The organism is Latilactobacillus fuchuensis (assembly GCF_900258455.1).
GTDB classification, from domain to species: Bacteria; Bacillota; Bacilli; order Lactobacillales; family Lactobacillaceae; genus Latilactobacillus; species Latilactobacillus fuchuensis.
In genome coordinates, this window is record NZ_LT984417.1 from 1,702,678 (window position 1) to 1,716,764 (window position 14,087).

The 14,087-nt window shown below is 42.7% G+C and carries 14 protein-coding genes; 4 read left to right on the forward strand and 10 right to left on the reverse strand.

Annotated elements, in window-relative coordinates:
* Positions 1 to 113: 113 nt before the first annotated feature.
* Together LFUMFP_RS08110 and LFUMFP_RS08115 are read right to left on the reverse strand one after the other, a co-directional pair.
* Positions 114 to 1,445 carry a hemolysin family protein gene (locus LFUMFP_RS08110; RefSeq protein ID WP_025083367.1) on the reverse strand — a complete coding sequence of 444 codons (1,332 nt, stop codon included), beginning with the start codon at positions 1,443 to 1,445 and terminating at the stop codon, positions 114 to 116.
* A 96-nt stretch (positions 1,446 to 1,541) separates the two neighbouring features.
* A complete protein-coding gene (locus LFUMFP_RS08115) occupies positions 1,542 to 2,648 on the reverse strand; it encodes an AI-2E family transporter (RefSeq protein WP_056950375.1) in 1,107 nt (368 codons plus the stop codon).
* Positions 2,649 to 2,776: 128 nt separating this feature from the next.
* Between LFUMFP_RS08115 and LFUMFP_RS08120 the strand changes: the two genes are divergently transcribed.
* Entirely contained in the window at positions 2,777 to 3,229 is a 453-nt protein-coding gene (locus tag LFUMFP_RS08120) for a GNAT family N-acetyltransferase (RefSeq protein WP_025083368.1), read from the forward strand.
* Positions 3,230 to 3,255: 26 nt separating this feature from the next.
* Positions 3,256 to 3,729, forward strand: coding sequence for a hypothetical protein (locus LFUMFP_RS08125; RefSeq protein ID WP_025083369.1), 474 nt, complete (start codon positions 3,256 to 3,258; stop codon positions 3,727 to 3,729).
* Positions 3,730 to 3,994: 265 nt separating this feature from the next.
* On the opposite strand, the gene ntdP is transcribed toward LFUMFP_RS08125, so the two are convergent.
* The 4 genes from ntdP to LFUMFP_RS08145 form a co-directional block, all read right to left on the reverse strand.
* Entirely contained in the window at positions 3,995 to 4,531 is a 537-nt protein-coding gene (ntdP, locus tag LFUMFP_RS08130; RefSeq protein WP_025083370.1) for a nucleoside tri-diphosphate phosphatase, read from the reverse strand.
* A gap of 86 nt (positions 4,532 to 4,617) precedes the next feature.
* Positions 4,618 to 5,718, reverse strand: a complete 1,101-nt coding sequence (mutY, locus tag LFUMFP_RS08135) for an A/G-specific adenine glycosylase (RefSeq protein WP_025083371.1) — start codon at positions 5,716 to 5,718, stop codon at positions 4,618 to 4,620.
* Positions 5,708 to 6,511, reverse strand: a complete 804-nt coding sequence (gene recX / locus LFUMFP_RS08140; protein ID WP_106483421.1) for a recombination regulator RecX — start codon at positions 6,509 to 6,511, stop codon at positions 5,708 to 5,710. Before recX ends, mutY begins: the two co-directional genes overlap by 11 nt.
* A gap of 9 nt (positions 6,512 to 6,520) precedes the next feature.
* Entirely contained in the window at positions 6,521 to 6,700 is a 180-nt protein-coding gene (locus tag LFUMFP_RS08145; RefSeq protein WP_106483422.1) for a hypothetical protein, read from the reverse strand.
* A gap of 128 nt (positions 6,701 to 6,828) precedes the next feature.
* Here LFUMFP_RS08145 and rlmD point away from each other — a divergent pair, with 128 nt between their 5' ends.
* Entirely contained in the window at positions 6,829 to 8,211 is a 1,383-nt protein-coding gene (gene rlmD / locus LFUMFP_RS08150) for a 23S rRNA (uracil(1939)-C(5))-methyltransferase RlmD (RefSeq protein WP_106483423.1), read from the forward strand.
* A 42-nt stretch (positions 8,212 to 8,253) separates the two neighbouring features.
* Here the strand turns inward: rlmD and LFUMFP_RS08155 are convergent, their stop codons facing one another.
* Positions 8,254 to 8,754 carry a DUF805 domain-containing protein gene (locus LFUMFP_RS08155; RefSeq protein ID WP_106483424.1) on the reverse strand — a complete coding sequence of 167 codons (501 nt, stop codon included), beginning with the start codon at positions 8,752 to 8,754 and terminating at the stop codon, positions 8,254 to 8,256.
* Positions 8,755 to 8,846: 92 nt separating this feature from the next.
* Here LFUMFP_RS08155 and LFUMFP_RS08160 point away from each other — a divergent pair, with 92 nt between their 5' ends.
* The gene (locus LFUMFP_RS08160; protein WP_106483425.1) at positions 8,847 to 9,323 is read left to right on the forward strand and encodes a nucleoside 2-deoxyribosyltransferase; all 477 of its coding nucleotides are present in this window, start codon (positions 8,847 to 8,849) and stop codon (positions 9,321 to 9,323) included.
* A 1,036-nt stretch (positions 9,324 to 10,359) separates the two neighbouring features.
* Here LFUMFP_RS08160 and LFUMFP_RS08165 read toward each other — a convergent pair.
* The 3 genes from LFUMFP_RS08165 to LFUMFP_RS08175 are packed head-to-tail and all read right to left on the reverse strand — an operon-like array spanning position 10,360 to position 14,013.
* Entirely contained in the window at positions 10,360 to 11,541 is a 1,182-nt protein-coding gene (locus LFUMFP_RS08165) for a hydroxymethylglutaryl-CoA synthase (protein ID WP_106483426.1), read from the reverse strand.
* Positions 11,542 to 11,555: 14 nt separating this feature from the next.
* A complete protein-coding gene (locus LFUMFP_RS08170; RefSeq protein WP_106483427.1) occupies positions 11,556 to 12,824 on the reverse strand; it encodes a hydroxymethylglutaryl-CoA reductase, degradative in 1,269 nt (422 codons plus the stop codon).
* Positions 12,817 to 14,013: an acetyl-CoA C-acetyltransferase gene (locus tag LFUMFP_RS08175; RefSeq protein WP_106483428.1), complete on the reverse strand. Its 1,197-nt coding sequence runs from the start codon at positions 14,011 to 14,013 to the stop codon at positions 12,817 to 12,819. Before LFUMFP_RS08175 ends, LFUMFP_RS08170 begins: the two co-directional genes overlap by 8 nt.
* Positions 14,014 to 14,087: the final 74 nt, after the last annotated feature.

The following is a 14,087-nucleotide window of genomic DNA, read 5'->3' on the forward strand; positions in this document are numbered from 1 at the left end:
CTTTCTTTTGTGCCAAAAATAAGTCAGCCACTTAGGCCTAAAACAACCAGGCCACGTATCCCTATTGGATTCAATAACCTGGTTGGCTTCAATCTTTTTAATTATTACAACAACTAAACGAGTGTTTCCGATTCAGTCTGTTCGGGCAGCTTTAATTTTAAATCGATTAATCGTGAACCCGCTACGGTCCCAGTCGTTAAAGTCAGTCCGTTTGGTAAATCAATCGATTCGGGATGACCGCTGACTGGAATCGCGCCAATCTCAGTAATTACAAAACCAGCAATCGTATCGACATCGGTCACTTGAATATCGGTGCCAAAAGCATCATTAAAATCATCAATTGGCATCCGACCCATCACTGAATAATGGTGTTCATCAATTTTTTGATAGAGTTTTTCAGCTTGATCAGATTCATCATCAATTTCGCCGACAATCTCTTCAAGTAAATCTTCAATCGTTGCTAACCCAACCACACCACCATATTCATCGAACAAAATGGCCATTTGTTGTTGCGTTTTTTTCATTTCAAATAATAAATCATCAATCGTAATTGTTTCGGGTACGAATAATGGCGCCTGCATCACCGTTTCGATTTGCATACTTTGGAAACCGGTTTGCCGCGCTTCTTTTAATAGGTTCTTGATGTGCACAATCCCAATCACTTGATCCTTATCTTCACGATAAACGGGAATCCTTGAAAATGGTTGCGCTAAAATGGCATCAATATTTTGATTATCATCATCTTGAATATCGACCATAAACGCATCGGTTCTAGGCACCATGACTTCACGGGCCATCTTCTTATTCAAGCTAATAATCCCTTCTAGCATCTCATATTCGTCTGATTCTAATACACCAGCACTCTTACTCGATTCAATCATGTGGACCATTTCTTCACGGGTAAATTGCGGTTTGGTCTCGGAGAAATCAATCGGTGTTAATTTCATCAACAGATTGGTTGACATCGATAATAACCAGACAAACGGTCGTAATAAGACCCCCACCAATCGAATCGGTTGCACGGCCATTTTGGCAATCACTTCCGCCCGGTGTAAGGCGACTTGTTTTGGATAAAGTTCACCAAACACGAGTGAGAAATAGGACAAGATAATCGTCACAATCACAACTGACGCTTCATGCGTCCAAGCAGCATCCCCTAATAGCGGTGCTAGTTTGCTCGCAATCGTCGTGGCAGCACTCGCTGATGATAAGAAACCAGCGAACGTAATCGCGACTTGAATGGTCGCTAAGAAATGGTTGGAATGGTTTAACACATCCAATAATAACTTGGCCTTCTTATCTCCATTTTCGGCTTGATTCTCCAGCTTGGTGCGACTTAGTGAAACAACCGCAATCTCCGCTGCCGCAAAAAAAGCATTGATTAACGTTAAAATCAGGATCAACAGTAACTGTCCCCAAATCGAACTTCCAGGGTCAGGATTCATCGGCACATCCACTACCTTTCATTTTACAAATTTATATAAGTCACAAAGGACCTAGTATGCAGTATAGCATAGTCAATTTTAGAAATTCAATACCGGCTACAGTTTACTGGCATCTTTTGCTTTATTTCGTAATTGATTAATATCATATAGATAAACAACGACCGTTTTAGTCACCGCATAAAACGGAATCGCTAAAATCATGCCTAAAATCCCGTAAATATTGCCCGCAACTAATAACAAAATAATAATCGTCAACGGATGAATATCAAGTGAGCGACCAATGACGTTTGGATAAATTAGATTTCCGTCAATTTGTTGCACAATCACAACAACCACGATTACCATGATCGTCTTGGGAATCGAGATTGATAAGCCAATAATCAACGCTGGCGCAATCCCGATATAGGGTCCTAAATAGGGGATGATGTTGGAAACACCGGCAATAAATCCGAGTAGATACGCGTATGGCATGCCAATCATTAAATAACCAATAAACGTAAAGACGCCGACGAATAAACATTCAAGCGCTTGTCCACCGATATAAGCTGAAATTGTGGCCCCCATCTTACGTAATAAATCAGCGACCTGTTGATTGTAGCGTTCGGGCAACATTTTTTGGATGGTTGGTACTAAATGGTGACCATCTTTTAACATATAAAAGAGCATAATTGGCACTGTGAAAACGCCGATTGTGACGCTAGTAATGGCACCAATCATACTACCAAAACTACTCGTAAAACTCTTCATGATGTTTTCAGCAATCTTACCCGGTTTTAAATCGAGTTGATTGATGTACTTATTAAAATCAATATTTTTAAGGTGCGGATTTTGAACCAAATCATTACCCAACTCTTGTAGCTTTTTAGCAAAATCTGGTAAATTCGTCACTAACTGAGCGACTTGATTAACGAGATTCGGGATGACCGTGGCCACGATAAAGATGATCCCGCCAAAAAAGACGATAAAGATAATGGCAATCGCCCAATTACGCGACACCTTTAACTTACCTAACAATTTGATGAGCGGATTAAACAAGTAGAACAATAATCCCGCCCCAATAATCGGGCCAAATAACGTTGAGATAAAAGTCCCAATTGGATCAAATAGAAAACTAATCTTCGTACAGACGAAAATCAACACAGCGACGATTAAAAGTTCAATTGACCAAAACATTAATTTTGAATGACGTAAACGATCAAACATAACATTCTCCTTCACAGTTGGCGTTCTCGAAATCCATAACATTTTATGCTATGATGATGCCAATATTATTTTCATTGTACCAAATTTTAATTCAAACTAACATGATTAACAACAGGGGGTTAATTTTTATGGACATCAAGCAGACAACTGATTTATCAAGTCCTACCTATCGAGACGCATTAAACATCCGTCAAACCGTTTTTGTGGTGGAACAACAAGTCCCCGCCGAACTTGAAATTGATGCCTTTGAGAATCAAGCCCGCTATTTTGTCGGCTACGATCAAGGGCAACCAGTCGCCACTTTACGTTTGATTGATGAAGGGCACGCCTATCACGTTCAACGCGTGGCTGTCGCCAAAACGGCCCGGCATCGTGGTTATGGCCAATTATTAATGCAGTCCGCGGCCGACTTCGCCGAAAAAGTCGGTAAACAATCACTTATCTTAAACGCGCAACTAACTGCCTTACCGTTCTATCAGAAATTAGGCTTTCACGCGACCGCCACGCCAACATTTGTCGAGGCTGGAATTGAGCACCAAGAAATGGCCAAGTCTTTTAAAAACGACTCAAATAGCTTATAATAAACGTCTAAAGTGAGGTCATTAATATGTCGAAACAAAAATCAATCTTAATTAATCTATTTTTTCTAATGATTCCCTATCTACTAACCATTATGATTGCCGCCATCGCGTATGATAGTTTGGTCATCCACAGCAACACATGGGATCGCACCATTTTTGGTGGCATCGTTGCTAGTATCCTACTATATTTTGTTAAAATGCCCGTCGAACGCCCTTTAACCATCATCAACGATTTAACGCCCAGTTTAATCCTTAAAAAATTAACCGCGCTTTTCTTGATTGGTGATTCGACTTTCAAAAAAATCGGCACTTTCATCATCGATTTCGTGCTCTTTTGCGTCGGCACGTACTTAATTCGCCATTTCCTACCACTCCCCTTCATCTCCGGATCATTCCTAGGTTGGTGCGTCGCCGCCCTGTTCATCTCAGTCACAATTGGCTTCAGCATAGGCTTCAACGACTTAACAATCCAACAAGACACATCGGTAGAAAACGATTAAGTGCTAACTACCGATGGTCAAGTTTTGAGCATTAGCCTAGTCTGGTGAATAAAGTCCGGTTTATGGACTTTGTTTGCCAGACGTAGCTAAGCACAGGAAGCTGTGAGTGCAAGCACGTTACGATTGAAGTGTCTGACTCAATTTGATTAGGATTTGAGTATTAACCAGAAAAGGACTACTTGGGTTAGCGCGCTCAACTTCCCCACAAAAAATAACCCCCGCTTTTGCGGAGGTTATTTTTGTTTGGATAAGACTAAATAGGGTTCTAACGGTGGTGCGATAACTCCTGGTAACGGTTATACCAAATATCAATATATTCCTTTGAAAAAGGTCCCTTACCAGTGTTGATCCAATCAACCAAAATTTTGACATTGGCTTTCAATATCCGATCAGTCTCGGCAGAGTAATGCCACTTGGCGCTGTGCGCTTCGTATTCATCAACATCCAACAAGCGTTTCTCACCATTTGGAAAAACCTTCACATCTAGATCATAATCAATGTATTTCAAAGCTTCTTGATCTAAGACATTCGGTGATGCCAAATTGCAGTAATACGAAACGCCGCCTTCGCGAATCATAGCCACAACGTTAAACCAATACTTTTTGTGGAAATAAATAAGTGCCGGCTCCCGAGTAACCCACTTTCTGCCGTCTGATTCTGTAACTAAGGTATGATCGTTACAACCAATCACCGCGTTCTCGCTGGTTTTTAAAACCATCGTATCCCGCCATGTCCGGTGTAAACTCCCATCGTGTTTATAACTTTGAATCGCTATATAGTCGCCTTCTTTAGGAACATTCATCGCGCAACCCAGCTTTCCAAGGTTATGATTCATAATCACCTATCATTATAGCAAAGTCTGCTTAATATACCTAAAACTTTCTACCGTTAATTGGTCTTAATGCGCGCCATTAATTTCTTTTGAACGGTCGGTAACGCAACCATCTGTAAAGCGTCCTCTGAATACCATTGTCCTGGGAAAAAGGCCAAATCAACATCAGCCACTAATTCTGCTTGTAATAATTCAATCGTCCACTTTAAGTGGGTAAAGGTGTGGACAACTGGTTTCAGATTAGTGGGCCGTAATTGTTGCAACGTGATTGCATAAGTCTCCTGAAAGTAGCGTTCAATATAGGTCAAGATTTCTTCTGGCGTCAGGACTTCATCTTCCGGTAAAATATCAGCCGGCACGACTAATGGATAGGTGGTTAAATTCGCCAATAACCCCGTACTCGGTCGTTTCTGTAATAAAACGCCCTGCGGTGACTGAATAATCACCGCCATTAACGCGACTGGTTTAGGCCGTTGCTTTTTAGTCTTAACCGGATAATCGAGTAACGTTCCGTCTTGATAACTTCTAAAAAAAGGTGCTAAATCCGTCTCACCAACCGTCGGATTCTTAGCGGTGCAAACTTGTGAACCAAAATCCATGACCGCTTGATTGAAATCACCCGGTCGATCCTGCGGTATTAACGGTAAAATGGCGTCATAAAAAATTTGACGATTCTTCGGATTAGCGATGTCGGCATCAATCTTTAATAGTCGACTGAAGACCCGAAACGCATTGCCATCAATTGCTGGCACGACTTCACCAAAACAAATACTGGCAATCGCGCCGGCGGTATAAGGCCCAATCCCCGCCAATTTTTCTAACTCAACGGATGTTTGCGGCCATTGACCTTGATAATCATCGACAATCTGGCGCGCTGCTTTTTGTAAATTACGAGCCCGCGAATAATAGCCGAGCCCCTCCCACGTTTTCAAAAGTAACTCTTCTGGCGCAGCCGCTAAATCAACCACAGTAGGGAAAGTCGCTAAAAAACGTTCATAATACGGAATCACCGTTTGGACTTGGGTTTGTTGTAACATAATTTCCGACAACCAGACCCGATACGGTTCTTGATTCAACCGCCAAGGCAACTCCCGACGATGAACGTCATACCACGCCATAAAAGTTGTTTGAAACGCTTGAATCTCACTAGTCGTCATCTGATAAGGCTTGTTCGTCAATGAATCGGTTGATGGCATCAATATTGAATCCCTTCCGATAAAGTGCTTGTTGCATCTTCATCCGTCGTTCTTGTGGTTCGAGTAGTCGGTACCGACGCCATTTTTTGAGACCCAGCGTCTTTAGTGCGTCCTCTTCATCATCCGGATCAGCTTCTAAAGCTAAAGCCTCGATAATTAGACTTAAATCATCCCCAGAAAAGCCTTTTTGCATTAAGCCTTGTTTAATCTTTTGTTGTTGTTCAAAAAAGGAGGAATGGCGGTACTTCTTAGCCAGCTTCTGAGCGGCCGCTAAACCGACTTCGGCCCGATCATCAGCGGTGTAAAGGGTTAAAGCTTGATCGATTTGTGGCCCCTTGACCCCTTTTTGAATCAGCTTTTGGCGAATGACTTTCGGCCCTTTATCGCCCGTGTGCATAACGGTTCGCACATAACTATCGGCATAATCTTGGTCATCGATGTAATGCAGTTCCCGTAATTTAGCCAGACTATGTTCAATGCCATCCGGCGTAATTTCGTGTTCCTGTAAATATTGCCGCAATTCTTTTTCAGTCCGTAATTGCCGACTTAAATAATTCAGCGCTAATTGATAAGCTTTAGCGTCATCGTCGTCTTTTTGAATATCGCGTTGTAAGGTGGCATCCATTTCGAGTCCCTTAGCCAACCGATATTTAATCAGAACACTTTCAGTGACGCCAAATGCAAAGGCCTCATCGATAAAAATGTTGTAGCGCCCTTTTTGTTTCTGTGACGAAATTTTAGTGATTTTAGGCATAGGCCACTCCTATTTCTTGTTTTGGCGAGTTGCTTTGACGTTTAAATAAATCTTGAAGCCAATCACGATGACTGCCAGGATTAGCGTCAAAATAATCATCATTAAATCTTTTTCTTGAAAAGCATAGACCCCGATAGCTAAAACCACGACCATCGCAATTAAAAATTGATTCCGTTCTAAAAAATTCATTGATGTACTCCTTTTAATTTACTGCTTGTAGCATAGCATAAATGCGAAAATCCGACAAAAAATGCCGCCTACGCGTTTAAAGCTGTTATAATAGAAGTCATTCAATTCAAATCATAGGAGCTAATTAAATGCCACAACCAACAACCAACAATGAAGTCGCAGCCGGTCAACGTTTTCCATTAACGATTAAACGAATCGGTATTAACGGAGAAGGGATCGGTTATTACAAACGCAAGATTGTTTTCATCCCCGGTGCCCTACCTGAAGAAGTCGTCGTGGCCGAAGTCACCAACGTGGCCCCCCGTTTCATCGATGCTAAGGTGCATAAAATCCGTAAAATGGCACCCAACCGCGTTGAACCCAAAGACGCGACTTACGGTCAAGTCGGCGGCATTGAACTGGAACATCTCAACTACCCTGGCCAATTAGCCTTCAAAAAAGACGTGGTCGTTCAAGCCCTCGAAAAATTCAAGCCCAACGGTTACGCCCAATACCACATTACTGAAACGGTCGGGATGGCCAATCCTTGGCATTATCGCAATAAAGCTCAATTCCAAGTGCGTGAAATCGATGGTCAGCTAGCAGCTGGTCTCTACGCACCAAGTAGCCACACTTTAATCGACTTGCCTGAATTTGCAACACAAACCGACCTGACGATGCACATTATCCGCACTGTGCTTAAATTAGTCGAAGCACTCGGGATTCCCGTTTATGATGAACAACACAACGCTGGTATTTTGAAAACAATCGTTGTTCGTGAATCCTTCGAAACCGGTCAAGCGCAATTAACGTTGATTACCAATTCGCAAAAACTCCCTAAAAAACAAGCCTTAATCACCGCGATTCAAGAACAATTACCCGAAGTCGTTTCGATTATGCAAAACGTTAACAAAGGTAAAACCGTCATGGTTTGGGGCGATGAAACAATTCATCTAGCCGGCCAAGAAACGATTACTGAAACCTTAAACGGTATTCATTTCGAACTAACGGCGCGGGCTTTCTTCCAATTAAATCCCAAACAAACGGCCAAGATGTACGAAATGGTCGAAGATGCACTCGATTTAAACAGCAATGATCGCTTAGTCGATGCTTATTGTGGTGTCGGTACAATCGGTTTAAGTTTGGCTAACCAAGTCGCCGAAGTCCGCGGGATGGATACGATTCCGGATTCAATCGAAGCCGCGAAACACAACGCTGCCATTAATCAGATTGAAAACACTGAATATTTCGTTGGGGCTGCTGAAGAACTCTTACCACAATGGTTAGACGATGGTTTCCAACCAACCGCTTTGGTTGTTGATCCCCCACGTACTGGTTTAGATCAACAATTAATCGATGCGATTTTATTAAGTCTCCCCGCTAAGTTCGTTTACGTCTCATGTAACCCATCAACCTTAGCCCGTGATTTAAAACAACTCACATCCCGTTATCAAGTGGAACAAATCCAACCATTGGATATGTTCCCCCAAACGGCCCGCGTTGAAGCAGTCGTGACATTAACGTTAAAATAGAGCAATAAAAATAACGACCTTTTGTAGGTCGTTATTTTTGTGCTATTTTTTCCGTAAAAAGAAAGTCACCAACGGATTATCACTCTTCGTGATTAGTGAATCGGTTTTTAAAACTGAAACGACAAACAAGAAAACCCCGATTAAAGCCGCGATCAACGACCATGAGCGCACTTGTAAACCCTGACTAGCACGTGATGCCAATGTGTTAAAGAGCCACAGTACAACGACGCCCCGTCCGTTTAAACCAACATCTCGATAACGACGCATGCTCATCGCTAATGTGGGAATCACTAATGCAATCGTTAAAACTGCAAAAATTAATAGTAATCCAATACTGCTGGTTTGCGGTAAACTCATTTTCAGCATCATCGCCATTACTAAGCGGCCCATCAAGTAAAAGAAAGGAATGAACCAAATGATTAATAGAATCAGCATGACCCACCAATAACCGCTCCGCGTCGTTTGACCGACAAAATCAAAATAACCTTTAAAATAATCACGTAACGCCTGTTTAAACGTCACTTTTTGCGTTGTCCCATTCATTAAAGAACCCTCCAAAAAAATTAATACCTTAATTGTACCGCACTAGCGACCATCTTTGGTACAATTAAACCAGTTAAATGGAGGATGATTTTATGAAAATTTATTTTGCGAATGCTTTATTCTCACAAGCCGATTTTGAATACAATACCCGCTTAGTCGCTGAGTTACGTCAAGCCGACCCGACTTTATCAATTTATCTCCCACAAGAAAATGCGGCAATTAACGATAAGAACGCCTACGCCAATGCCGAAATGATCGCCCAGGCGGATACCGAACAACTAACCGCTAGCGATTTAGTGATTGCGATTCTCGATGGTCCAACAATTGACGTCGGGGTCGCCAGTGAAATCGGGGTCGCTTTTGCGAAACAGATTCCAATCATCGGTCTTTACACCGACAGCCGTCAACAAGGCGCGACTAATACGCAAAAAATTGCGGCCTTACAACAAATCGCTGAGAACCAATTCCACTATCTAAACCTCTATACCGTCGGCTTAATCAAGAGCAACGGGGCGATTGTCAATTCAACCGATGCTTTAATTAAAGCCATTCAAGAACAAACTCATTAAATAGTAAATCGGCCAGACCACTGCACTCAATTGTGGGTCTGGATTTTTTTGACATCAAAAAAGGAATTCAAGTTATCGTTCACTTGAATTCCCCTACGTTGTAGAAAATAGCTTGGTGTGACACTGATGTCGCTGTTTCGAATTCTTAATACTTACACCTCAATCTATATGCTATTCAATTGTAATTAATCGTTCATCTAGCCTACTGTTATCGAATAATCCGATCTGATTTGGTCTAATGACCCTGCTATACAGCTTCAGCGATTACGATTAACGTTGCGTTTACTACCTGAGTGATATACTGTGACGGACATCAGCCTCCGATATATTTGATGATGATTTATACTTCTAGCGTGTTGCACTTAAGTTGGCACTGGGCCCACTCCCTTACAAACTCTTTTCCGTATCAATTGTTCTTGATCATTTACCAAATATCTATCTATGGTACGACAGCTGATTGTTATCAATCAACTGCTATTACTTTAAAGCTAACTTGATTTACTTTAACCAACCAAGCTATCTTTCTACACCCTTAATATACCACCTTATGTAATCGGTTACAACTTAAACGCTCATAAATTTTAAAAAGAATTTTATTCTAAAAAAACAGCCTCTGAATACCGCTATTACGGTATTTAGAGACTGTTCTTTATTTATTAATTAAATGGTTTAACTAATTTTTTTAGACGACTTTTATAACGTGCTTCTCAAGTAGCCTTTTCCGGTTAACTACGAACTGGTCATTATGAGTAAAAACCACTCATAACACCCAGTTCTAGGTTAATCCTCAAAGCCTAATCAACTTGAGTCAACACTTCTATTCTTAACGTGCTTCTGAGTTGCAACAACTTCCGCTTAATCTAAAATAACCGATAATCTTAAGACCAAGATTACCGGTTATTTATAATTAATGCTCAGTTGCTGACCGCAACTCAAAGCACTTCTTCTTTAACGTGCTTCTCAAGCAAACCTTTCCGCCTAACGACAGAAGCGCAATCATGGTCAGTTCACCATAATTGTCCTTCTTAGGTTATGCTCAAGGTTTAACCGCTTGAGTCAGCACTTCGTATATTCTTTCATGTTCCTTCATCCTTGTTAGGACGACTGGTGAGGGGTCGACTGTTAGGTCAATTTCAAAGGCGCTGCCGTCTTCTGGTAGTTCTGTTTGGAATTGGGTTTCGTATTCGGCCATCGTTAATTGTTGGCGTTTGGCTAATAGATCAGCATGTTTCTGGGCTGCTAATTGCGTTTCAAAATTAGGTTGCAAAATAGCCGTAAAGAATTCACTAATTGCACCTGAACCATAACTAAATAAACCAATCCGATCACCGGCTTGCAATTGTTGTGATTGTTCTAGGAGTGACATTAAGCCTAGATATAATGAACCAGTATAGATATTCCCGATTTGGCGGCTATACAACGTACTTTCTTGATAACGCGCCAACAAGTCAGCCTGCTGTGCTTCAGTGGCTTCGGGCAAAATCGTCCGGAGCGCCTTTAAGCCCATTTTTGTGTAAGGTAGATGAAAACATAGTGCTTTAAAATCGGCAATCGTTCGGTCGGTTGTATTGCGATAGTCCGCCCAAGTTTTCTGGAAGAAATCAATGTATTGTTCCGTTGAATATTTACCACGTGCAAAAGCTTCTTTTGAATAGTTAGGCCGCCAGAAATCTTGAACATCCGCGCTATGCACCGTTGTTTGCGGTTCTAAAACCATTAATCGCGGTTGCGCACTGACTAACATAGCAACCGCCCCGGCACCTTGTGTGACTTCACCAGGTGTTTCTAATCCGTAACGTGCGATATCAGAACCAATCACCAACGCTTTTTGATCTGGATGAGCCGTCACATAATCGTACGCGGTCATCAAACCAGCCGTTGCGCCATAACACGCTTCTTTAATTTCAAAAGCACGGGCGTTTTGAAGACCCAGCAAGCGTTGGATATAAAGTGCGCCAGCTTTAGATTGATCGATACCAGATTCAGTCCCTAAAACCAACAATGAAATATTATCGCGATTCTCACCGTCAAGCAGGTCTAACGCTGCATTAACCCCCATCGTCACTGAATCTTGACTAAGTGGTGCAATCGCCATTTGATCTTGACCAATCCCAATCGTAAATTTATCAGGATCAACGCCGCGCGCATTCGCTAACATGACGAGGTCTAAATAAGTATTCGGGGTAAATAACCCCATTTTATCAATTCCGATTTGCATCATTAACTTCCTATCTATTCGTTATTATGCCGTAACTGCGCTAAAAAAGCCGTTGCGGTTGCTGTATTTAAATGTTTTGCTTGGGTTAATTGGGCCACTAATGGTTCAATTTCCGTTTCAGTCGCGCCCACGGCAATCGCTAATGATTTAGCTTGCAATGCCATGTGCCCCTTTTGAATGCCATCAGAGACTAAAGCGCGTAAGGCTGCCAAATTTTGGCCTAAGCCAATCGCTGCAATGACGCCTGCTAATTCACAAGCATTCGTCACCTTCAATAAGCGATGAGCGACTTGCACGGCCGGTAAAATGCCGATTGAGCCGCCGACCATCCCGATTGGTAACGGGATTTCAATCCGCCCCACTAATCGACCATCAGCAGCCAATTGCCAACTGGTCAACGGTTGATACTGGCCGGACTGAGCCGCATAACTATGCGCACCGGCTTCAATGGCCCGCCAATCGTTACCAGTTGCTAAAACAACGGCATCGACACCGTTCATGATGCCTTTATTATGCGTCGCTGCTCGTGGTAAATCAACTTGCGCAAAGCGCGTTGCTTGAACAATTCGCTGAGCGACAATCTCCCCTGCTAGTTGTTTAGTCGCTAACGTGGCTGGCTCTAAGGTGACGGTTGCGACCGTCACGGCACCAAACGCCGCGTTGGTCAGCACACTTAATAGAATAGTGCCCCCTAAATCACTTTGAACTTCGCGGGCGATTGCTTCACAAATGGTGTTGACGATATTAGCACCCATCGCTTCTTGCGTATCAATCGTTAATGCTAATTTCAAAAAGGTTTGATCAACCACCGTGACCTTAATCGCCTGCAACCCGCCACCACGTTTCACAATAGATGGGTGCGCTGCTTGAGCAACCCGCATTAATAAATCTTGATTCGCTAAGACCCAATTTTGAGCAACTTTCAAATCTGGTAAATCGGTTAAAACGACTTCGCCCAACATCGTCCGCTGTTGTTGGTGGGTCTGAAAACCACCATTCAAACGGACCATTTTAGCAGCGTTATTAGCCGCAGCAATCACTGATGGTTCTTCGACAACCATTGGTACTTGATAGGTCTGACCGTTAACCACTACGTCTTGAACGACACCAATCGGCAACTGATATTGGCCAATTTGATTTTCAATCATGCTTCCCGCAATTTCGTCTGACAGCGGTTGTTGTTGCGCTAGAAAAGCGGCGTCTTCTGCCGATAATTGCTCGTGTGCGACTAGCCATGCTAAGCGTTCGGTTCTCGTTAATTGATAAAATTTAGGATCAGTCATTTAACCAAGCCTCGTTTAATTGAATTTCATAAGCAACCCCGAGACCACCACCAATACAAAGTGAGGCAATCCCGGTTGTTTGTTGTGTCCGTCTCAATTGATTAATCAACGTCGTGACAATTCGCGCACCTGAAGCCCCGATTGGATGACCTAATGCCACGGCACCGCCAGCAACATTGACCTTAGCTGGGTCTAAGCCCAACGTTTGTTGAACGGCAAGACTAGAAGCGGCAAAGGCCTCGTTAATTTCAAATAAATCAATGGCTTCTTTGGTTTGACCCGTCTTAGTTAACAATTGTTCAATCGCAGTGACTGGTGAAACACCCATATAATTAGGATCAATACCGACTTCTTGATAGGCGCCTAAAGTCGCTTGATAAACCAGCCCCAATGCTTCTGCCTTATCCTTGGTCATCACGATTAGCGCCGAAGCACCATCGTTAATCCCCGAAGCATTGGCTGCTGTGACGGTCCCATCAGTTTGAAATGCCGATCGCAATTTAGCCATCGCCGCCAAAGTGGTCGTCGGGCGAATGGCTTCATCTTGCGTCACTTCAATCGTTTGTTTCCGAGTTTGAATCCTCACTGGGACGATTTCATCAGCGAACCAACCTTCAGTCGTCGCATGCGCTGCTTTTTGATGTGATTTCAAGGCAAATTCATCTTGCATCTGACGCGTCACTTGATATTTAGCGGCCACGTTTTCCGCTGTGATGCCCATCGGTTGTTGGTTAAACGCATCATTTAAGCCTTCGCTACTAATACTATCAACCATTGTTTGATGACCAAATTGCGTCCCAAAACGCATCCCGGTGTTTAAATAAGGCGCGTTTGACATGCTTTCAGTCCCGCCGACTAAAACAATCTCCACATCGCCCATTAAAATCGCACTTTGCGCTAACCGGAGCGCCTTTAAACCAGAACCACAAACTTCATTAATCGTCATCGCCGTACTACTTTGCCGTAAACCGCTCTTTAGGGCAATTTGTCGAGCGACATTCTGACCTGAGCCTGCCTGCAAGACATTCCCAAAAATGGCTTGGTCAATTTGTTCAGCTGAAATCCCAGCCGTTTCGATTGCTGCTTTAGCCGCAATCGTCCCCAACTCAACAGCGGTTAAACTCGCTAACTGTCCGCCAAACTTACCAATTGGTGTCCGTTTAGCGCTGACAATCACAACTTCTTTCATAACAATCCCTCTTCACTTTCAAGTCTAATTATAACTATAACTAAAATTATCGAATTGGTACACCCAATAATGAT

Coding starts and splice junctions, on each gene's coding strand:
- LFUMFP_RS08110 (WP_025083367.1), bottom strand. CDS start 1,445: ATGAATCCTGACCCTGGAAGTTCGATTTGGGGACAGTTACTGTTGATC.
- LFUMFP_RS08115 (WP_056950375.1), bottom strand. CDS start 2,648: ATGTTTGATCGTTTACGTCATTCAAAATTAATGTTTTGGTCAATTGAA.
- LFUMFP_RS08120 (WP_025083368.1), top strand. CDS start 2,777: ATGGACATCAAGCAGACAACTGATTTATCAAGTCCTACCTATCGAGAC.
- LFUMFP_RS08125 (WP_025083369.1), top strand. CDS start 3,256: ATGTCGAAACAAAAATCAATCTTAATTAATCTATTTTTTCTAATGATT.
- ntdP (WP_025083370.1), bottom strand. CDS start 4,531: ATGAATGTTCCTAAAGAAGGCGACTATATAGCGATTCAAAGTTATAAA.
- mutY (WP_025083371.1), bottom strand. CDS start 5,718: ATGACGACTAGTGAGATTCAAGCGTTTCAAACAACTTTTATGGCGTGG.
- recX (WP_106483421.1), bottom strand. CDS start 6,511: ATGCCTAAAATCACTAAAATTTCGTCACAGAAACAAAAAGGGCGCTAC.
- LFUMFP_RS08145 (WP_106483422.1), bottom strand. CDS start 6,700: ATGAATTTTTTAGAACGGAATCAATTTTTAATTGCGATGGTCGTGGTT.
- rlmD (WP_106483423.1), top strand. CDS start 6,829: ATGCCACAACCAACAACCAACAATGAAGTCGCAGCCGGTCAACGTTTT.
- LFUMFP_RS08155 (WP_106483424.1), bottom strand. CDS start 8,754: ATGAATGGGACAACGCAAAAAGTGACGTTTAAACAGGCGTTACGTGAT.
- LFUMFP_RS08160 (WP_106483425.1), top strand. CDS start 8,847: ATGAAAATTTATTTTGCGAATGCTTTATTCTCACAAGCCGATTTTGAA.
- LFUMFP_RS08165 (WP_106483426.1), bottom strand. CDS start 11,541: ATGCAAATCGGAATTGATAAAATGGGGTTATTTACCCCGAATACTTAT.
- LFUMFP_RS08170 (WP_106483427.1), bottom strand. CDS start 12,824: ATGACTGATCCTAAATTTTATCAATTAACGAGAACCGAACGCTTAGCA.
- LFUMFP_RS08175 (WP_106483428.1), bottom strand. CDS start 14,013: ATGAAAGAAGTTGTGATTGTCAGCGCTAAACGGACACCAATTGGTAAG.